This is a genomic window from Paenibacillus sp. strain BS8-2 (genome assembly GCF_054483835.1).
This window is the reverse complement of record NZ_CM137010.1, coordinates 773816-795747: the sequence shown is the minus strand read 5'-3', so window position 1 is coordinate 795747 and position 21932 is coordinate 773816. Positions and strand designations below refer to the sequence as shown.

Sequence of the window (21932 nt, the reverse complement as noted above, 5' to 3'; positions counted from 1 at the left end):
AAAGGGCCCGGTTCTATTCCTGGCAGAGGAGCAAACAACGGATGAATATTATCTATATGCACACACATGACACAGGCAGATATATATCCCCATATGGATTCGGCATACCTACACCAAATTTGATGGCATTAGCGGAGGAAGGTATCCTGTTCAGGCAGATGTTTAGTGCTGCGCCAACCTGCAGTCCTAGCCGAGTGGGCTTGTTGACCGGCATGGCCCCCCACAGCGCAGGTCTGCTTGGCCTTGCACATCGCGGCTTCCGCATGAACGACAGCAGTCAGCATCTTGCTGCGTTCTTACGTGGACATGGCTTCGATACGGCGCTTTGCGGGGTGCAGCATGAGCATCCTGACATTGGCGAGATCGGATATGACCGGGACCTTATGAAGGGTGTCCCTATACCGGGTTCTCAAGATTTTGTGGCAGCGGATTTAACAAGAGCCCGTCAAGCAGCAAGTTATATTGGAGAGCAGAAGGATAAGCCCTTTTTCCTCTCCGTGGGACTGGTGAACACGCATCGGAAGAAACGGGACTTCCCTGTTGATGAGCCTGTGAATCCGAATTATGTACAGCTTCCTTTTCCGATAGCTGATACACCGCAGAATAGGGAGGACATGGCGCAGTATATTTCTTCCGCCAAGGTGGTGGATGACTGTGTCGGCATTGTTCGTCATGCCCTTCAGGCTTCGGGCAAAGAGCAAGACACGTTGTTTATCTTTACAACAGATCACGGCATCCCGTTCCCAGGTATGAAATGCAGCTTGCTCGATACCGGAATTGGAGTGTCCTTCCTCATGAAGCTCCCCGATGGCTCGCGGAGCGGCAGCGTGGTCGATGCCATGACCTCCCAGATCGATCTGTTCCCGACTTTGTGCGACATCCTGGGGCTGGAGAAGCCTGCACGGCTGCAGGGAAAGTCGTTCCTGCCATTAATTAGCGGAGAGGTCGAACACATTCATGATGCAATCTATGCGGAGGTGACCTTCCATGCCGCATATGAGCCCATGCGCGCTGTACGGACGCAAAGGTACAAGTATGTGAAGCGGTTCGGTGGGTACACGTTGCCTGTGCTTGCCAATATGGATGACTCCTTGAGCAAGGAGACGCTGCTCTCACATGGCATTAAGGAGGCTGAGGTTGAGCAGGAGCAGTTGTTCGACCTCATACTTGATCCTGCAGAGCGGGTGAATCGATTCGGAGATAGCCGCTATGCCGCTGTTCAAGCTGATTTGATGAAGCGACTGGATAGCTGGATGCGAGAGACCAACGATCCGCTAGTTGCCGGGGAGGTACCGATACCAATTGGTGCAACCGTAAATAAGCTTTCCTGTGTCAGCCCCGAGGAGGAGGACTTCGAATGAAGACGCTGGAGCAGCAATTTGCAGATCCGGGAGCCGAGTTCAGGCCCCAGCCCTTTTGGTTCCTGAATCATGAATTTGAGGAAGAGGAGCTTCTCCGGCAAATTAATGAGATGCACACGAAGGGCGTAGGCGGCGTGGTGCTTCACTCGAGACATGGCAAGAAGGAAACGTATATGTCCCAAGCCTACTTGGAGATGCTCGCCTTCTGTATCGAGGCATGCAAGCAAAGAGGCATGCAGGTGTGGCTGTATGATGAGGATAACTGGCCGAGCGGCACCTTCGGCGGCAAGCTTACGCGCAGCCACCCTGAGTATCGGATGCGCTATTTGCGTATCGAAGAGAAACGCGCGGTTTACAAGGATGCTGCTTCTGCCGAAATTGCTCTTGATTTCGCGGAATTTGCAGGCAATGCGTTGATTGCACTGCTTGCGTATCGCGTAAAGGAACAGCATGTGGACGGAGCTCTGATTCTAGAGGAGCGGGCGGAGGATCTGACAGACAGGCTAGGGGAAATCTGGAGGCCAACGACGCCTGGTCATTATATTATTCTGGCATGCTGGGAATGTGAAGTCGCGGAAGGAGTTACCTTTGGCAATGGTTATTATCTCGACACGATGAACGAAGAAGCGGTCGAGTCATTTGTACAGCTTGCGTATGATCCCTTCGACCGCTATCAAGCCGAGTTCGGTTCTACGATACAGGGTGTATTCACGGATGAGCCGGGCCTCATGATTCACGATGGGTTCTTTGGAGTGGAGGCTTATCGCACGAATGTAGAGCATCCAACCTGCAACTTGCCGGGTGTGACCTTCGCCTGGACGAGAGGAGCGCTGCAGAAATTCGAGTCTGATCACGGCTATGGGCTAAAGTCCGTGCTTGGAGCACTGCTCTATCAAGTGGGTGATCGAAGTCATGGCATCAGAGAGCATTATTACAATAGTTTAGCCGAGTGGTACAGGAAGGCTTATCATACTGCGTTATCCGCCTGGTGCGGGAAGCGTGGTCTTCGCTATATCGGACATACACTTGAGGAGCCGCTATGGGGGCAAGCGAGATCACAGGGAAATCAGACGATGGTGCTTAGGGAATTCGATTATCCGGGTGTTGATTACTTGACACCGGGCATTGGCACGAAGGAAAATCCTCATCGAATTCTGTCGGTCAAATGCGCAGCATCTGTTGCCCAGCTGGAGGGCAAGCAACGGGTCGTATGCGAAGCCTTCGGTGCGAGCGACCATGCATATTCGATGCGGGATAGAAGACTGGATGCTAACTTCATGGCATTTTTAGGCGTGAACCTGTTTATCCCGCATGCGTTTTATTATTCGTTCGCGGGCTACAGGAAAACGGATTTTCCGCCGACGGAGTTTTTCCATGCTCCGCATTGGGAGCATTATAAGACGTTCGCAGATTATATCGGCAGGCTCAGTCTGATGGGGACAACAGGAAAACGTAATGCTGGCGTTCTTCTCTTCTCGCCTATTCATACGGTATATCAAGAGATGTTCGAGGACGGAAAGTCAGTTCGTCAGCCGCAAGCAGATGTGACGTTCACCTTGCTATCCGATCGATTGCTCCGCAATCAAGTCGATTACGATTATATGGATGAGCTTCAGTTGGAGGAGGCAGAGGTGACAGAGGATGGCGCACTGATATTCCCAAGAAGTCATGCTCGTTATACGGCGATGATTCTCCCCGCGATGTCAGCTATCTCCGTACAGTCGGCAGCTAAACTCTCCGTATTCGTCAAGAAGGGCGGCTTGCTCATCGCAGTCGGACAGCTTCCCAAGCATAGCCTGGAGCGAAGAGAGGATCCGGCAATCTTGGATTTCTTTGATGAATTGTTTTCGGAGAGTGACGGCGATGTGGACGCTATCCCCATGGATAGCAGGACAACGAAGGGAAGGACGATGTTCTTTCCGCAGGAGGAAATATTAGGGGGAGACGCCACGTTGCTCTGCGCTTTCCTGAAGGATTGGGAAGCCAGCAAGCATTGTGATCAGCACGTCCAAGGATTGCGTTTCAAGTCCCCCGAGGGACGACAGGAGGATCTGATTGTCACGAGGAGAGCGTACGGAGGCGGCTCCTTCGTATGGCTGATGAATTGGTCGAAGGAGCCGCTAGTGATAGCCTTGGACAGCTTAGGGCAGCATACGAAGCTTGTCGAATGGCGGTTGAAGGATGGCTCTGTTACAGCGTTGAGCCATGAGGAAGCGAAAGGTTTTCTTCTGGAGGCGGGAGAGCTGCGCATTGTGCATACAGCTATTCATGAGAATGATGCAAACATGCTCGCAATAGCTGAGGCGCAAGAGGAGCCGAACACCTTGGCAACAGAGTGGGGGGCATCAGCGCGATCAGCGCTGAAGCAGCGGCTGCAGCTTGGGGGAGAATGGAGGTTCCAAGCAGAAGAGCCGAATGTGCGTATACTCGATCGATGGGAAGTTGTTCTTAATGACCGAGAAGCAAGACTGCAGGCGAGAATGCCAGGGCAGGTCAATAGCTATCGAACGAGGCTCGAGGTAAGTGAAGAGGGCGTCATAACGGGAGACATTCGACTCGTTATCGATGATCTTGATCAGAATATCCCTTCGCATATCGGATTCTTATCGAGACGGAGGAATGTAGAGATATTCGTGAATGGGCATAAGCTACCTGCATTAAGGGAGACGAAATGGCAGGATCGCTTTTATCGCGAAGCGGATATCGGAACCTATCTGCAGGAGGGTGTCAACGAGATTGAGATTCTATGTCTGTCACTTCTAGAGACGATGCCTGCAATGACGTTCCCGGCCTTTGTTATTGGTGATTTCTCCCTAGATCCAGCCGGCAGGCTAGAGCTGCCGAAGTCAATCATTCAAGGGGATTGGACGCTGGAAGGTTATCCCTATTACGCAGGCAAGGCAAGCTATATGCAGTCCTTCGATTGGAATATTACAGCCCAGGATGCTGCGGGCGATCGTTTCTATCTGGAGCTCGATGAGGTGAGAGAAACGGCCGAAGCTTGGCTGAATGGTTGTCCGCTAGGTGTCTGTTTGTGGCAGCCTTACCGTTGGGAGCTGACAGGTGCCTTGCGGCAAGGGTCCAATACGCTGCGTATCCAGACGGCGAATACGCTTGAGAATTTGTACGGCAAACAGAGCTTGCCCTCTGGCATTATCGGAGGCTGCCAAATCTTGATTCAGAAGGAAGGTTAATGCCATGGGAGAACAGAGTCAGGAACATCAGCACAAACAGGAGCATCAACTTCAGGATGGACCGCATCAGCGTGAGCAAGCATCGCCTCAATCGATCTATCTATTCTCCAGCACGCACTGGGACAGAGAGTGGTATCAGACCTTTCAAGGCTTTAGAGCGCGGCTCGTAAAGATGATGGATGAATTGATCGAGACATTGGAGAATCAGCCGGATTTTGAAGTTTTCCATCTTGATGGACAGACCATTGTGCTGGAGGACTACATTCAGATTAGACCGGAAATGCGAGGCAGGCTGCAGCAATTAATCTCTACTAGGCGTATCCTTATTGGACCTTGGTATTGTATGCCGGATGAATTGCTGCTATCGGGTGAGAGTCTCATTCAAAATTTGGCAGTTGGCCACCGAATCAGCAAGGAATGGGGCGCCGAGTCTTGGAAATACGGGTATATCTGCGATATCTTTGGCCATATTGCACAGATGCCGCAAATCTTCAAAGGCTTTGATATTGGCTACGCCATGCTCGGCAGAGGGACGAATGAACACACAACGGACTCGCATTTCCGCTGGAGAGCCCCGGACGGCACGGAATGTCTGACCTTCAAGCTGCCGGACAACTACGGCTATGGAGCTTTCTATACGGATGTGCTGCTGCCTGCACGAGAGCAGCAGCTGAATTCGGAGGGGCGTATGGAGAGAATACGCAGCCATGTGCAGACAGAGCTCGGGCGAAGCAAGACACCAATTGTCGTGCTGATGGATGGTCTGGATCATGAGCCGGTGCATCAGGAGACGGTTGAAGTATTGAAAGAGATTCGGGAGCTGTATCCGGCAGCAAGCGTGAAGCATGCCGATTTGACGGAAATGGGCCTGGAGCTGGAGTCATTCAGAGCACATATGCCAGTCAAGGAAGGCGAGCTGTATGAGCCGGCGAAAGCGAAGGCCCCCTATCTGCATGTTATCACCCATACGCTCTCGAGCAGGTATCCGCTAAAGCAGGAGAATGACCGATGTCAGGCCTTGCTGGAGAAGTGGGCACAGCCACTGGCTGCAATTGCCGAGCTGGAGGGATATGCCGTTCCTCGTACGTATATCGATTTGTCTTACAACTACTTGCTCCAAAACCATCCACATGATTCGATTTGTGGCTGCTCCATCGATCAGGTGCATCAGGATATGATGTATCGGTTTGATCAAAGCAGGGAGCTGTCACAAATCGTAATTGATGACGTGATGAGAAACCGTGTGGCAAGTATTGTGCAAAGCGCCGAGCACGAGCATACGCTGCTGCTGACCAACCCGCTGCCCTTCCGCCGTAGGGAGGTCGTTACTGTGGACATTGATTTCGAGCTCGACTACCCGGAGGTATATCAGGAGCCATTTGGTTATGAGATGAAGAACAGCTTTAAGGTTTACGACAGCTCTGGCAAAGAGATCCCGTACGGACTAGCTGATATTCAGCGCAATCATAAGGTGAGAGTTTACAATCAGCATGTTGTCATCGTGAACCGGCACAAAATTTCGCTGGAGGTAGACGTCCCTGCTATGGGATCTGCAAGCTACAGGGTGGTTCCATTCCAGGAGGCATCCAGGTACTTGCATGTCATGTCGCGTCACGAGAACATAGCCGAGAATGAATTTGTGAAGCTGACGATTAACGGAGACGGCACGCTGACAATGCTGGACAAAACAAGCGGTGCTATCTACGACAAACTGATGAGCTACGTGGATGACGGCGAAATTGGCGACGGCTGGTATCACGCCAATCCTGCCGCTGATCGCGTTATTACGAGTCACGGCTCGGAATGTGTAATTGAACGGATTGAGACAGGGCCATCCCGTACAGTATTCCAGGTGACACAATTAATGAAGGTGCCCCAGGAGATGGAATACGATCAGGCGGGAATTCGCCGCTCTCGTGACTATACTACTTTAGAAATTACATCTCTTATCGGTTTGTCCATGGGAGCAAGGCATATTGATGTGGAGACAAAGATTGTCAATACGGCAAAGGATCATCGGCTGCGGCTGAACCTGCCAACAGGCGTAAACAGTGACAGCTATTTCGTGAAACAGCCGTTCGCCTTCATTACGAGAGACTGCGGGGTGAAGGAGGAGACGCAGCACTGGAGAGAATGTGATGTGCCTGAGAAGCAGATGGGCGGCATTGTAGGCAAGCGCCGCGAAGAGGATGGCACCGGCATCGCGCTGGTCGCTCCATTCGGCTTGCATGAATGTGCGGCGGCAGACGATGAGGCGGGGACCATTCAGGTGACGATGTTCCGCTCCTTCCGCAAGACGGTTATGACCAATGGGGAGGAAGGCGGGCAGCTTCTTCAGCCGCTAACCTTCCGCTATGCGTTGACGATGCTGCAGCCGGACACGGTCTTCGCAGATTTGGCAAGATTGCAGGACAGTATGCAGGCAGGCATACACAGCATGGATGTACGCTGCGCGGCAGAAGCATTGCCCTCAGGACATAGCTTCTTCAGCTTGCAATCCAGGCATATCTGCATGAGTGTCATGAAGCGTTCGGAGGAGAAGGACGGAGCGGTGGTCGTTCGTCTCTATAACGCTTCCAACCAGCTCGATACGGCTGAACTTGTCCCCTGCAGAGCCATTGAGGAAGCGGAGGAAGTGAATATGCTGGAGCAGACAATTGGGAGAATCGCGCCAAGCGGAGAAGGGCGCACGCTTTCGCTAAGCATCGAGCCATGGGGCATTAGAACCTATCGATTTACTTTAAGAGATTAAGTGCGATTACAATATCAAAGGGGTGAAGGCGTATGACAGCAAGCAACAAACGGCCTAATATTGTATTTATTATGTCTGATGACCATGCCGCACATGCAATTAGCAGCTATGGCAGCCTTATTAATGAAACGCCGAATATCGACCGAATTGCCAAGGAGGGCATGCGTTTTGACAACTGCTTCTGTACGAATTCCATCTGCTCTCCGAGCCGTGCCGCAACATTGACCGGAACCTATAACCATATCAATGGGATTAAAACGATCTTTGATGAGTTCGACGGCAGGCAGCAGACGCTGCCCAAGCTGCTTCAAGCAGACGGATATCAAACCTCCATTATAGGCAAGTGGCATCTAGGACACGGAGGAATGAGCGATCCTACCGGCTTCGACTACTGGAATATCCTGCCTCACCAAGGCGAATATATCGACCCGGACATGATTGAGATGGGGGTGCAGAAGAAGTATAAAGGGTACGTCACCGATCTGATAACCGATATGTCGATTAAATGGATAGACAATTGCGATAAGGATCGTCCGTTCATGCTCATGTGTCATCATAAAGCGCCGCATCGCTCTTGGGTTCCAGATGAGAAGCATGCGCATATGTACGAGGATGTAGATATCCCCGAGCCTCCGACCTTCCATGATACTTATGACAATAGAGCGGAGGCGGCAGCAGCGGCACTGATGAGGGTCGACCGCGACCTGAATGACCGTGATCTGAAGCAGAAGCCGCCCGAGGGCTTAAGCGACAGCGAATTGAAAAGCTGGAAGTATCAGCGATACATGAAAGATTATCTACGCTGCGTAGCATCTATTGACGACAATGTGGGCCGACTTCTCGATTATTTGGAAGAACAGGGACTTGCAGAGCATACGATTGTGGTCTATACGTCAGATCAAGGCTTCTTTCTTGGCGATCATGGATGGTATGACAAACGGTTCATGTATGAGGAGTCGCTTCGCATGCCGTTCCTGATTCGTTACCCGGAACTCATTAAACCGGGAACAGCAGCTGACCGAATTGCAGTCAATGTGGATTTCGCCCCTACCTTCCTGGAGCTGGCGGGTCTTCCGATTCCTGCTGACATGCAAGGCGCAAGCTTCGTCCCGCTGCTTAGAGGAGAGAATCCTGAAGGCTGGCGGAGATCGATGTACTATCGCTATTGGGAGCATATGTCTCCGCCGCACCGCGTCTATTCCCATTACGGTCTGCGGACAGAACGTTATAAACTAATCTATTACTATTCGGAGAGCTTGGGCTCTACCGGCGCACTGGATGATCCGAAGGAGAAGGAATGGGAGCTGTTCGATCTGGAGGTCGATCCGGCAGAGATGCGCAGCGTGTATGCCGAGCCGGAATATGCGGCGATTGTTAAGCAGCTAAAGGAAGAGCTGTACGCCCTGAAGCTGGAGCTGAAGGATTACGAATAAGCTTTGCAACTGACTGGCATTGGCATCGAAGGAACGATACGCAGATTATCATGAGAGGGGGGGACCAAATGATTAACAAACCAAACATGGTGCTCTTTACTGTTGATCAGCTGGCAGCGGCATCTCTGCATTGTTATGGAGGTAAGACAGCATCTACGCCCAATATAGACGGCTTGGCGAATCGGGGCATGCGATTTGACCGATTTTATGCGCATTCGCCTCTCTGTGCGCCGAATCGGGCCAGTATCTACACGGGGAGATCTACCGAAATACATGGCATTACCCGCAACAATCTTGTGCTGACTGAGGATTTGCCGACCTTCGCGCATGTGCTGAAGGGTGAGGGATACCGAACGGGTGCTTTCGGCAAGTTCCATCTCACGCCCATGCAGAGACCGCTGCCGAAGGATTTCGCTTATTTGGGCTTCGATCAATCCATTGGAACCGAGGACTCCAAGCTCGGCCCTTGGCTGGACTGGGTGGAGCGTGAGCATCCCGCGCACTTCGATAAGGCCCTCGCTGTCTCGTGGCCGATGCCTTATATTAGCGAATATGGCGAAGAAGGCCGCAATCTGCGTCCGGCATGGGATGAGGCGCATGAGAAATATATGAAGCCGCTGCGTGAGCAATCGGATTGGCGATTAATGTATGGATCTCCGCTGCCCAAGGAGCTGCACCAGACCACATATATTACCGATGTATCCTTGCAATTCATGGGGAAGCAACGGAGGGAGCATCCCGAGCAGCCGTTCTTCTGCCATGTCAGCTATGTAGATCCGCATGACCCCTATGATCCGCCGGCGCCTTATGACACCATGTACAAGCCGGAGGACATGGAGGCGGCTGTTCCGCGAGCGAAGGAGCATTACGATTATTCGCCGCTGGAGGATAAGCGGGACTTTCACGGATTTCGTGGCATAGCGGATGATGAAGCCAAGGTGAAGAAGCTCAGAGCGCTCTATCAGGGTTCACTCACCTTCCTCGATGATCAGATCGGCCGCCTCATCATGTGGCTGGAGGAAGAAGGACTAATGGATAATACGGTCATTCTGTTCACAAGCGATCACGGTGATATGCTGGGGGATCATGGCTTCATTACGAAGGGTTTGATGCATTATGACAAGAGTATACGCTGCCCGCTCATCGTAAGTGGCGCAGGTATAACGAAGGGCAGCACAGATCGGCTCTCCACCTCGCTCGACCTGTTTCCCAGCCTTTGTGAGCTGGGTGGAGCGGCTGGGTTGCCTCCTGTCGAAGGATTATCCTTCATACCGACATGCGGCGGATTGCCGGAGGCAGAAAGTTGGTCTGAGGTGACGGTGCAGTTGGAGAGAGCTAAGAGTATTGTGACTGACGACGGCTGGCGATTAACGGTCTACAATGAGCAGGGCAAAGGCCAGATGTTCAATTTGCAAGAGGATCCAGACGAGCAGCGAGATCTCTATCATGTTAGTGAGTGGCTCTGGAAGAAGGCAGAGCTGCTGGAACGGATGACCCGGGCGCATTTCCGTCCGATGGAAACGGCGCAATACCGGAACTTGCCAATCATTAATGGCATGAAGAGCATGCCAAGTGAGGAAGTGCACGCCTTTCGATCCGTATTTACCATAGGAGCAAGAGAGGGTGCGACTCGGTCATGAATGAAATAAAGGATATGACTTCGTCAAACAGCGAAATGGTTTATAGGGAGCTCATCTATCGTGAGGCAGATGGATTTGGCTTGCGGCTTCACATCTATTCGGAACGGGCATCTTCCCTTGATCAGGATACAATACGGGATAACGGCTCAACTGTGTCCCCTTCCATCGTCGTATTCTTCTTCGGCGGCGGATGGGTGGATGGCAATATGCGTCAATTTCATCCACAATGCCGCTTCTTCGCTTCGAAGGGGATGATCGCGATTGCCGCGGAATATCGCGTTACACGGCAACATGGCTCCACCCCGTTTGACAGCGCGGAGGACGCATGCGCCGCCATAAGCTGGATCCGTCGGCATGCCGAGCAATGGGGGGCGGCTTCGTGGCCCATTATCGCAGCAGGCGGTTCTGCGGGCGGACATCTGGCGCTATGTGCTGCGATGTTTGCAGATCGTGATGATCATGACAATCGTGTTAGCTGCAAGCCCGATGCGTTGCTGCTATTCAATCCTGTGGTCGACACTACAGAGTCGGGCTTCGTCAACGGAGTGCCTCGCTTCGGCGGCAGGGAGAGAGAGCTGTCTCCTACACATGCGGTTCGTCCTGGTCTTCCGCCGACGCTTATTCTCCATGGCACAGAGGATAAGGCGGTCCCGTACCGCAACGTTCTGCTGTTTCAAGAGCGTATGCGGGCTGCCGGCAATAACTGCGAGCTGCATACCTTCGAGGGCAGAGGACATGGCTTCTTTAATCATCCTTCGTTCTTTCCGGCTGCCGAGATAGAGGATTATGAGGAAGGTTTGAAGCTTTCGTTGGCGTTTATCTGTTCTCTGACCGGCAAACAATTTAGTTGATAGTTTCATAGTAGAGGTTTCAGATTTATACAACCGCTGATCTTGTGCTAATCCTTGACAGAGCAGGGAGCATCGATTAGTATCAGTAGAAATATATAACAGAAATGGCTTTGACCAAGGAGCATGATACGGCATTCGGCGGCGCAGAGAGAGACCCTTAGAGCTGGAAGGTCTTCCCCGGACGTATCAGACCCGCCTTGCGAGCTGTGACGGCTAGCTTATTCGGTCGTTGCCGGTGCCGACCGTTATTCGGATAGAGAATCGCTGCTTCTTGGCGATTAAAGCTAGGGTGGTACCGCGACACATTCGTCCCTGACGAATGTGTCTTTTTTGATTGACAGGAAAGTATCATTTTTTTTGAAAATAGGAGGTTTGACAGATGCGCCAATCACAATTGTTCGCTAATACTTTACGGGAAACTCCAGCGGAAGCCGAGGTCGAGAGCCATCGCTTGCTGTTACGGGCGGGATACATTCGTCAATTGGCTGCGGGTATCTACACTTACATGCCACTCGGCTTGCGTGTTCTGCGCAACGTGGAGAATATTCTTCGAGAGGAGCTGGAGAGGGCAGGAGCTCAGGAACTGCTTATGCCAGCTCTGCAGCTAACCGAACTGTGGAAGGAGTCGGGTCGTTACGAAGCATATGGACCCGAACTTATCCGCCTGTCGGATCGCCATCATCGGGAGTTCGCACTTGGTCCGACGCATGAGGAAGTCATTACGGCGCTGGTCAAGCAGGAGGTCGGCTCTTATCGTCGATTGCCCGTGACATTGTATCAAATTCAGACCAAGTTTCGTGACGAACGACGCCCGCGCTCAGGCTTGCTGCGGGGACGGGAATTCGTCATGAAGGACGCGTACTCCTTCGACTCATCCTGGGAGGGACTCGATTTGTCTTACCGCGCTATGTACGACGCCTATCATCGTATCTTCGAACGCTGTGAGTTAACATTCCGAGCGGTAGAAGCAGACGCGGGAGCTATTGGCGGCGAAGGCGGCACACACGAATTTATGGCGTTGGCAGATATTGGCGAAGATACAATCGCGGTATGCTCTTATTGCGGCTATGCTGCGAATATGGAGATGGCAACATCCAAAGTCGAACGAACCAAGAACGATAATAAATCCGAGAATGCTCAAAAGGAAGTACCGGCTTGCCAGAAAATATATACGCCTGATGTGCGCTCGATCGATCAGTTGACGGCATTCTTGCGTGTGGAACCAGCGGATATCATCAAGACTCTCATCTATTTGGCAGACGGAAAGCCGATCGCCGTTCTTGTGCGCGGGGATCATGAAGCGAACGAGGTGAAGCTCAAGCATGCAATAGGTGCATATGAGCTTGCCTTGGCGGATGCAGACACGATTGCGGCTGTCGCTGGCACGGCTGTCGGATTTGTTGGTCCGATTGGCTTGACGATCCCCGTTCTAGCGGATCTGGCGGTGGCCGAGATAGAAGCGGGTATCGCAGGTGCGAACGAGATTAACTTCCATATTGCGAATATCGTACCGGGGAGAGATTTCCCAATTATGCATACCGCGGATATTCGCAGTGTTACCGAAGGCGAAGCGTGCGAGCGATGCTTGGAGGGCAAGTTGTATTTGGCGAAGGGGATAGAGGTTGGTCACGTATTCAAACTCGGCATGAAATACAGCAAGGCGCTAGGGGCGCGATACCTGGATGCAAACGGCCGGGAGAATGCGATGATTATGGGCTGTTACGGTATTGGAGTATCCCGCATGATCTCTGCTATTGTCGAGCAGCACCACGACGAAAAAGGGATCATGTGGCCCATCGCTTTAGCGCCGTATCGGGTTCATCTCGTTCCGGTCTCCGTTAAGGATGAGGCGCAGATGGGCATAGCAGAAATCATGTATGGCGCGCTGAAAGGGCGTGGGATCGACGTTATAATTGACGACAGGGACGAGCGAGCGGGCGTGAAATTTAACGACTCAGAGCTGATCGGCATCCCGATCCGCATCGTCATCGGCAAGGATGCCGCTCGTGGCCAAGTCGAATATGTGGAGCGATCCACAGGTGTCAAGGAGCTGCTTTCTGTTCATGAAGCGATTGAGAAAGTAAGTTCTGGGGAGTGAACAACTTTTCTAGCGCAGTCTTCGTTTATACATAATGAGCAAATAATTCCAGTTGTATGGAGGAGCGGATGTTGCAAATGAGAAGGTTTGTTGATCGGAAGTTTATGGTGGGCGCAGTATGCGGGGCCATGCTGGCAGGGACGACTGCGGTATACGCCGAGGATGCGATACGTGCTACGTTATTTCCGGCCCAATATGCTTTAAACGGTGTTGCAATCGAACAGACCGGAGATTACGCAACCCTTCTGTATCAAGATCGGGCTTACGTTCCTATTCGGTTTGTTGCGGAGCAGCTGGATACGGTCGTGGCTTACGAGGATGCAACGCAAACGATTAAGCTCGATACAGGATTCGGCCTCAGCAGCATCAGCGGTGAGGTAAAGGCGGGATATATAAAAGTCGTGAAGGATAGCAAAGGCGAAGGAAGCACAGTGACCGGTCGTATATATGCCGGACAAGCTTATTGGGATGCACTTGCGAACAGCAAAGCAGCGTTAGAGCCCGGAAGCCCGATTGCGATCAAGGCGTACATCGCCTTCTATGACGAGAATAACAGGACGCTAGGCAAAGTGCCGATCAGCGTATCGACAACGGCCAAAGGGGATCGGATGCTCTCCTTTACGGCAACTTCGAATCGCGACCTGTCCAGCTACGCATTCGCAGCATTGGAGCAAGTTATTCCGGAGCCGATTTATGCTTATATGCCCCCGATACCTAACGTAGCCGATCCTACCGGCGTTCTTGAGATGGAGCAGACCGCGATACATGTCGGGGAAGATCAGACGCAAGTTCAGGTGAGAGCCATTGTCCGCAAGGACGGTACATTCCGGGTAGCGGCGGAGCTCCATTATTACGACGACCAAGGGAAGTTGCTTGGCAATACCTGGATGGATACTGAAGTTCAAGGCGCAGCAGAAGACCTTCCAGGCAAGGATCTGCGTTATTTCTATTATGAAATGGCGACACAAGCGAATCTCTCGGATGCCGTACGTTATACGATAACCGTTCACGAGCTTGAATCTCTGACGGAGAAGTGACGAGCGGAGCGAGGCCTAATCGCGTCGCAGGAGATCAGGACGTCTTACCCGAATACTATATAGTTACAATACAGGACATCACTCATCGGGATGGGATACGATATCATGTTGTTTTATTTCTTTGCCTTGCTCGCTGCGGCGGTTGTGTTGCTGGCGAACGATATTCGAAGCAGGAGTAACAGGTGGGCGGCGTTCTTCCTTGTTTTCGCTGCCATTGGCGGATTGGCGGATACGATAGACGAAGCGGGGATGCATGGGGCTGCGCGAGGTATTCAATTTCTGAATTTGACGGTGACGCCCTACGGTGTGCTCCTGTTCGCGCTGACGTATGCCGGTTTACCGGAGCGTAACCGAAGGAGATACAAGATGCTGGCGTGGCTGCTGCTTCTTCCGGTGCCGCTGATGCTTGTTGCCGGACTTAAGGAGACGGCGCTCCACATGGATTACTGGCTGCTCTTGCTGTGGAGCGGACCATATTATCTGGCTGCTTGCTGGCAGCTGGTGACGGCATTGCTGCGGGAGAGGGATGCGCATAGGCGACGCAACCGCTTTGTGACGACTGTCATTATCGTGCCGACCTTGCTGGCCGTGCTCGCCTTTATTTATGTCGCGCGAGCTGTGGCGCCGGACTTTCCTTTTTTTGACTATGTATCGCTTTTTGTGTTCTATTCGCTGGCAGCGGGGCTGCTGTTGGCGTTTGTTTATGGCGTGCTTGGAGTGAAGCTGCGTCTTGAGCGTGATCCGCTAGAGAGCGCTATGCAGGCGGCTAGCTCAGGCACGACTTTGCTCAACCATACCATCAAGAATGAAATCGGCAAGATTGCCATCAGCGCGGAGAATATGCGGCACACGCTGCCGGAGCTGACGGATGAAGCGAGCAGGGAAGCACAGCAGCACCTGCAAGTAATTGAACGCGCCGCGGACCATATGCTGGGTATGGTAGGGCGAATTCATAGCCAGACGAGAGAGGTTGTGCTGCGAGAGCAGCCGGTGCGATTGGACGAGCTGGCGGCTTCTGTCGCCGAGGAGCATCGCGAGCGCGCGAATCGTCTAGGCATTGAAATCGGCGTGCGGATGGATTGCCGTCCAATCGTAATATGCGATCCAGTGCACATTCGGGAGGCGCTCGGAAACCTGATTGCCAATGCTATAGAAGCGATGCATAGCTCGGGCGGGCGAATGGAAGTGCGGCTTGACGCAGGCAAACGAGATATAAGGATCACTGTCGAGGACAATGGTGCAGGCATGACGCGGGTGCAAGCGGAAAGAGCGTTTGAACCTTTTTATAGCACGAAGAACGGTTCCGGTAATTTCGGATTGGGACTTGCTTACGTCTACAATGTTATGCGAACGAGTGGGGGTTCGGCGGCGCTGATGCCTAGGGAAGGCGGAGGGACTTCGGCAATGCTTGCTTTTTCACCTAAAAAAGTTATCGAGCTAGAGGGGGGACCAAAGGATGTCAACTAATCCGATTAGAGTTTTGATCGTGGAGGATGATTCGGACTGGATCAAAGCGATTACGTCGTTCTTGAACCGGGAGCCGGATATGCTGGTTGTTGGCGCGGCTACAACGCATGACGAAGCGCTTATGCTGGCGAGGACGCTGACGTTCGATGTTGCATTGATGGACATTCAGCTATCGGGAAGCGGGTACGAGGGGATCTACACGACGCTTGAGCTGCACGACATTCATCCAGCCAAAATCATTATGCTAACCTCTGTCACTGAAGAAACGATCATGATGCAAGCTTTCACCGCAGGGGCCGTCAATTATATCGAAAAGACGCGCTTCAAGGAGCTGCCTCAGGCGATTCGAAGCGCGCATCACCATCCGGCGGCGATGGATGCATTGCTGAAGGAATTCGCCCGCTTGAAGCGCGAAGAGCAGCTTGGGGCGCTCACGCCTGCCGAACGAGAAGTGTACGAGCTGATCGAAGATGGGTACACACAGCCCGAGATCGAGAGGAAGCTGTACAAGGCGGAAAGCACGCTAAAGAATCAGGTCAATAAAATGCTAAAGAAGCTTGGCGTAAAAAGCAGCAAAGAAGCTGTGGAACTTGTACGCAGGAAGGGTATGTTCCGTAGAGGGGACAAGCGATGAACGCGTGGCAAAATAGCAGACTGTTGCTCCAATGGCAGTATTCGGATCGCAAACGATGGTTGAAAGTTTGAAGGTGCTAAGGCCTGGCTGCGCATCAGGAGGATGTGATGTTGGCTTTACCGGCTCGCGATTGTTGTATGGCGTACAGTAATATTTTTTGATTTGCAGCCAATTGGGACCGATTGATGTATTTGATGCAGGAATATCAGGTCAGCAAAGGTAGATAAGTGGTAACAGCGGAAAATTGATGTACAGAGTGCAGGAATGCTTATATCTAAGACGTTTGGAAGCTAGATTAATGTATAGAATGCAGGATTTTTTGTTCACCTTGGACGATGTAAAACACAACATAATTAGAGACGATTACACAAAAAAACGATTTGTCATAAACAGCATCCCAAATACCGTCCCAATACCGCCCACCGCCCAAATACCGTTCCAATACCGTCCCAATACCGTCCCAATACCGTCCCAATACCGTCCCAATACCGTCCCAATACCGTCCCAATACCGCTAGTTCAGTTCCCCCAGTATGTTGCTCCTATCAGGCAGCGTCATTTCGAAACAAGCATATGACAAAGAACAGATGAGTTAGGAAATCCCAGCAGAAGAGTAACGGTCGGCTAACAGATTCAGTCATGGGCTTTTTTTGTAACTCTGTCCCTATTCCATACCATACAAACTCATCACCACCATCCTCCTCCTCCTCCTCCTCCTCCTCAACATCCTATTATCCCCCTCAACATTCCATCCCATTAACATCCTCAACCATCTAAACTGCCGTACGTCAACACGTTCACTCATATACCTCTTAGCTCCATCCCCCACTGTCAAGTTCTACATCACATAGTACCCTCCCGGCTTGCAGACCTATAATAGTTGGAACTGCCGCGTCCTCTCGATCACCCATACAATGGACTTAACAGTCACGGGGAACGAGAGAGGGAGAGGACGCATATGAGAGGAAAGCACATTTATGTTGAGCTAGACATTGCAACTGACATGGAATCGCTTTGGAAGCATACGCAGGATCCGCAGCTGCATCAGCAATGGGATCTTCGGTTCACGGACATTCAGTATTTACCACAAGAGGACCCCGCGAATCCCCAGCGTTTCCACTATCGCACGCGCATCGGCTTCGGACTCGACATCTCGGGTACTGGAGAATCGAGGTCAGCCCGTTCGCTGGACACAGGCGGCGCAATCTCTACGCTGTCCTTCCAATCCGAGCAGCCGATTTCGTTGATCCGACGCGGGGGAGGGTATTGGCGATACAAGCCGGGTGAACAAGGAGTCAACTTCAGCACCAAATTCAATTACTCGACTCGGTTTGGGGCGCTCGGTCGATTGCTGGATGCATGGCTATTCCGCCCCATGTTCGGTTACGCTACCGCCTGGAGCTTCGATATGCTGCGTATCTGGCTGGAGCGCGGCATCGCGCCTGCCGTCACCATCCAGCGAGCAGTCATTCATTATGCCTCCGTCTTGACGTTGTCGCTGCTCTGGTTCTATCAGGGACTTGTACCAAAACTCATGACTCCGGCAGGCGGGGAGCTGGATTTGTTACGGGCGACAAATATCTTTCCTCCAGCAGCCGAACACAATATACTCCTGCTGTTAGGTTTATCAGAGATGGGTTGCGCTTTGGTTATCCTTTGGGGTCATCGACTCAAGTCGCTCTACGTCATCCAAAGCATCCTGTTAATCGCACTCGCCATACTCGCGATAGCAGCGTCACCGAATCTTCCGACATCGCCATTCAATCCGATTACGCTGACGGTTCCGATGTTAACGCTGGCGCTAATCGCATCGCTTACGACTACGGATTTGCCAAGCGCTGGTCGTTGCAAGCGCCGGCAGCCTTCGGAGAACGAGAAAGAAAGGAGAGGATCGATATGGCTTCCATATACGAGCAGGCGTTAGGCGCCGACTTTGGCAAGCTTCATCCCCGCATCCGGGAGCGATTCGGATTCGCCAGCGGAGATTGTGTTGCCTCCGTCGGCCGCGGGGTCATGGAGCATATACGCTTCTCCAAGCTGGCTGCGATTCCGCTCTATGCAGGAGCGACAAGAAATATTATGTTCCCGCAAGGCGGCAGAGGGGTGCCGTTTACCATTGAGAATTTCGCCTATATCGACCGATTCGGACGAGAAACGGTGACCTGGATTCGCACCTTCAAGTTTCCGAATGCTATTAGGCGATTCGACGCCACGATGATTTATAGCCAGGAGCGCGACCGTATTGTCGATTACCTTGGCACCAAACAACATCTGGCGGTCGATCTCGACATCTCGGTGGCCTCGAACGGAGGGATCCGGATTCGCTCCGGCGAGCAGCGTTTTTACGAAAATGTGCTGCAGTTCAAGTTCCCAGCAGCCTTAACGGGCATCGCCAATGTATGCGAGTGGTATGATGATCGGGCAGACTGCTTCCGAATTTCGGTGGAGGTGAACAATTCATTGCTTGGTACCGTGTTCGAATATGAAGGATCGTTTGAGGCGAGCAACGTCGATATCGTGCCGGATAGGATTCCGCTGTACGTCAAGCCGCTTAGGGAAGAACGCCGCGAGTAGCGCAGAGAGTAGCGCAGAGAGTAGCGAGGATAGGAAGAGGCATCTTATCTGCTCCTGATCTGCAATGCCTCCTGATCTGAAATGTCTCCGGCCGCTGCGGTTACCTGATCACGCATTCATCTGACGTCGGTACCCTTTTGGCGTTAGTCCCGTTACCTTCTTGAATTGCTGGTAGAAGTGGCGCATGCCCTGATAGCCGCAAGCTATCGCAATCGTTTCGATATTGTCCTCAGTCTCTAGCAGCAAGCTCTTGGCAAGTACTAGCCGTTTGGCATTGATGTAGTCGGTTACATTCATTCCTGTCAACTCTTTGAAGACGCGGGAAAAGTGGCTCGCGCTGACCGAAGCGCGGGCTGCCAGTTCCGCAAGTCCGCCGCATCCTACGGGGTCGCGGTTGATGTCGCTTAGCGCCTTGCGAATCCATGCGGGGCCAAATCCGGATGACATAGCTGTGTGTGTTGGCTGCGAGAACGGATGACGGCTTAGCTCAAGCAGCAATTGCTGAAGCCGCAGCCATATCGCATGGCGATACCCGGGTGCTTGCTTGCCCTGTTCATCCGCCATCGCGTCCAAGGTCGATTCGAGCTTCGTTTGTGCCGAGTCTGCCAAGGTCAATCGATATTGCTTGCGTCTTCGGGCCAGCTCGAAACATCCCAGCGGCTTGTAGCCGTCGCCGAAAGGATCGCTCTGCACAAGCGAAGGGGCAAAGAAGATCGCGGTGGATACGATAGGCTGGTCGATGGATGGGAACGCGCGATGGACGGTGTTGCCGGGGATGAGGAACAAGTCGCCCGGTCCTTTCTCATAGACGGTATGATCGATAAAAAACGTACCCGTGCCTTCGTGAATATAGACCAGCTCGTACAGATCGTGAAGATGATCCGGCAGCTCGTTCTCCGAATACCGGATACCTTGATAGACAAGCTCGAAGGGGAAGATCGGATCGAGCATAAACGGCTTGCGGATCGGTTGCATGTGATGCGGCCTCCTGAACGAGAGTAATGGTATAAATATATCAAAATTAGACATAAAATCGCAATGAAATGATATTTTATTCGCCTATTACGCGAGTAGAATAGAAGGGAGAAGAGAGGAGCGAACGCTATCATGCGAATCGATGCCCATCAACATTATTGGTCCATATCACGAACGGATTACGGCTGGATCACGCCGGAGCTGCCGGTGCTGTATAGAGACTACCTCCCTGGTGATCTGGATGATCATAGGTTAAAACACCATATCAACGGCACCATTCTTGTGCAGGCTGCGCCTACCGTAGATGAAACGGAGTATTTGCTTTCACTCGCGGCGGAGGCGGACAGCGTTCTTGGCGTGGTGGGTTGGCTGGATTTGTTCGATGCCGATCATCAAACGTATTACGAGCGTTACCTTCAACATCCAAAATTTGTCGGATTCCGGGTGATGATTCAGGATATGGACGATGCCGGCGCAATTATGCAGCCATCGTTCGTAGAGGCGCTGCGGACGTATGCCGCAATGGATGTTCCTGTTGACTTACTGGTGAAATCGAATCAGCTGGATTCGTTAAACGAGCTGCTTGATGCGGTGCCTAACTTAAGAGGCGTAATTGACCATATCGGCAAGCCGAATATTGCCGCAGGCGAGTTTGAGCCATGGGCGTCGCTCATGGAGCGAGCCTCCCTGCATCCACGTCTTTATTGCAAGCTATCGGGCATGGTGACGGAGGCGGACCACGGCGCTTGGAAGCCGGAGCAATTCCAGCGATATATTGAGCATATATTGCGGTTGTTCGGACCTGACCGCGTCATGTTTGGCTCGGACTGGCCGGTATGCTTGCTAGCTGGGAGCTACGATGAGGTCATAGAGCTGCTGGAAGGTTCACTGCCGAGTGGTTGGGGCGCGGATGCAAGGGAGAAGTTATTCGGCGATAACGCAAGAAGGTTCTACAAGCTGTAATCATGGGGGGATATCGATGGAATATCGTCAACTAGGCCATACGGGCTTGGCGGTGTCGCAGCTTAGCTTCGGCGCCTCTTCGCTAGGGTCCGTGTTTCGGGAGACAGATGATAACGAGGGGATTCGCACCGTGCACGCAGCTTTGGACGCGGGCATCAACTTAATTGACGTATCGCCTTATTATGGAGCGACCAAGGCAGAGACTGTGCTAGGCCAAGCGATCGCTCAGACATCGCGCGACCGCTTCTATTTGTCTACCAAGGCCGGACGATACGGCGATAATACGTTCGACTTCTCGGCTGGGCGGATTGTAACCAGTCTGGAGGAAAGCTTGGGCAGACTGCGGACGGACTACGTGGACATGTTGTTCCTGCACGATATCGAGTTTGTAGAGCCGGCTATCATTATAGAGGAAGCGATCCCGGCGCTGCATCGGCTGAAGGAGCAGGGCAAAATTAGATTCGCCGGCATCTGTGGCTTGCCGCTTGCTTTGTTTGAGGAATTGCTGCCGCAAGCGCAAATCGATGTCATTATTTCGTATTGTCATTATTCGCTTAACGATACGTCGCTTCTTCGTTTACTGCCTTTGCTGGATCAGCATGGCGTAGGCTTGATCAACGCTTCGCCTTTGTCGATGGGTTTGCTCGGCACGCGCGGCGCGCCGGACTGGCATCCGGCGGACCCGGAGCTCAAGGCGGCTTGTCTTAGAGCTGCCGCAAGGGTTGCCGAGCGCGGAGAGGATATCGCCAAGCTGGCGATCCAGTTCTCGACATCGGATGAGCGCATTCCCACCACGCTGGTCAGCACGGCGAACCCGCTTAACATCGCGCGCAATGCGGCATGGACGGACGAACCTATGGATCTTGAGCTGCTTGAGGAAGTGCTGGAGATGTTAGGTCCTATTCACAATCGTACGTGGGTCAGTGGTTTGCCCCGGTATAATACAGAATAAGT

General features: G+C 52.4%; 15 protein-coding genes. 14 read left to right on the top strand and 1 reads right to left on the bottom strand.

Translation table 11 applies throughout. The annotated features are described in order from the left end of the window. Positions 1–41 precede the first annotated feature (41 nt). From ACX1C1_RS03270 to ACX1C1_RS03215, 12 genes are all read left to right on the top strand, one after another. Entirely contained in the window at positions 42–1361 is a 1320-nt protein-coding gene (locus ACX1C1_RS03270; protein ID WP_458955738.1) for a sulfatase family protein, read from the top strand. Continuing rightward, on the top strand, positions 1358–4555 hold the full coding sequence (locus ACX1C1_RS03265; RefSeq protein WP_458955737.1) for a glycosylhydrolase-like jelly roll fold domain-containing protein: 3198 nt from the start codon (positions 1358–1360) through the stop codon (positions 4553–4555). The genes ACX1C1_RS03270 and ACX1C1_RS03265 overlap by 4 nt, the downstream gene beginning before the upstream one ends. Before the next feature lie 4 nt (positions 4556–4559). Further along, positions 4560–7307 carry a glycoside hydrolase family 38 N-terminal domain-containing protein gene (locus ACX1C1_RS03260; protein ID WP_458955736.1) on the top strand — a complete coding sequence of 916 codons (2748 nt, stop codon included), beginning with the start codon at positions 4560–4562 and terminating at the stop codon, positions 7305–7307. Between the two features lie 32 nt (positions 7308–7339). Beyond that, on the top strand, positions 7340–8740 hold the full coding sequence (locus ACX1C1_RS03255) for a sulfatase family protein (RefSeq protein ID WP_458955735.1): 1401 nt from the start codon (positions 7340–7342) through the stop codon (positions 8738–8740). Positions 8741–8808: 68 nt separating this feature from the next. Next, on the top strand, positions 8809–10380 hold the full coding sequence (locus ACX1C1_RS03250) for a sulfatase family protein (protein WP_458955734.1): 1572 nt from the start codon (positions 8809–8811) through the stop codon (positions 10378–10380). Then, positions 10377–11231, top strand: a complete 855-nt coding sequence (locus ACX1C1_RS03245; RefSeq protein WP_458955733.1) for an alpha/beta hydrolase — start codon at positions 10377–10379, stop codon at positions 11229–11231. Before ACX1C1_RS03250 ends, ACX1C1_RS03245 begins: the two co-directional genes overlap by 4 nt. Before the next feature lie 379 nt (positions 11232–11610). Continuing rightward, complete coding sequence (locus tag ACX1C1_RS03240) at positions 11611–13329, top strand: proline--tRNA ligase (protein ID WP_458955732.1); 1719 nt, start codon at positions 11611–11613, stop codon at positions 13327–13329. A gap of 68 nt (positions 13330–13397) precedes the next feature. Further along, on the top strand, positions 13398–14366 hold the full coding sequence (locus tag ACX1C1_RS03235) for a stalk domain-containing protein (RefSeq protein ID WP_458955731.1): 969 nt from the start codon (positions 13398–13400) through the stop codon (positions 14364–14366). Positions 14367–14471: 105 nt separating this feature from the next. Beyond that, positions 14472–15833, top strand: coding sequence for a sensor histidine kinase (locus ACX1C1_RS03230; protein ID WP_458955730.1), 1362 nt, complete (start codon positions 14472–14474; stop codon positions 15831–15833). Next, positions 15823–16467, top strand: coding sequence for a response regulator (locus tag ACX1C1_RS03225; RefSeq protein ID WP_458955729.1), 645 nt, complete (start codon positions 15823–15825; stop codon positions 16465–16467). Before ACX1C1_RS03230 ends, ACX1C1_RS03225 begins: the two co-directional genes overlap by 11 nt. A 957-nt stretch (positions 16468–17424) precedes the next feature. Then, a complete protein-coding gene (locus ACX1C1_RS03220; RefSeq protein WP_458955728.1) occupies positions 17425–18390 on the top strand; it encodes a DoxX-like family protein in 966 nt (321 codons plus the stop codon). After that, positions 18363–19040 carry a DUF4166 domain-containing protein gene (locus ACX1C1_RS03215; protein ID WP_458955727.1) on the top strand — a complete coding sequence of 226 codons (678 nt, stop codon included), beginning with the start codon at positions 18363–18365 and terminating at the stop codon, positions 19038–19040. Before ACX1C1_RS03220 ends, ACX1C1_RS03215 begins: the two co-directional genes overlap by 28 nt. A gap of 108 nt (positions 19041–19148) precedes the next feature. On the opposite strand, the gene ACX1C1_RS03210 is transcribed toward ACX1C1_RS03215, so the two are convergent. Beyond that, entirely contained in the window at positions 19149–20015 is an 867-nt protein-coding gene (locus tag ACX1C1_RS03210) for a helix-turn-helix domain-containing protein (RefSeq protein WP_458955726.1), read from the bottom strand. A 132-nt stretch (positions 20016–20147) separates the two neighbouring features. Between ACX1C1_RS03210 and ACX1C1_RS03205 the strand changes: the two genes are divergently transcribed. After that, positions 20148–20978: an amidohydrolase family protein gene (locus tag ACX1C1_RS03205; RefSeq protein ID WP_458955725.1), complete on the top strand. Its 831-nt coding sequence runs from the start codon at positions 20148–20150 to the stop codon at positions 20976–20978. A 16-nt stretch (positions 20979–20994) separates the two neighbouring features. Beyond that, positions 20995–21930: an aldo/keto reductase gene (locus ACX1C1_RS03200; protein WP_458955724.1), complete on the top strand. Its 936-nt coding sequence runs from the start codon at positions 20995–20997 to the stop codon at positions 21928–21930. Positions 21931–21932 lie beyond the last annotated feature (2 nt).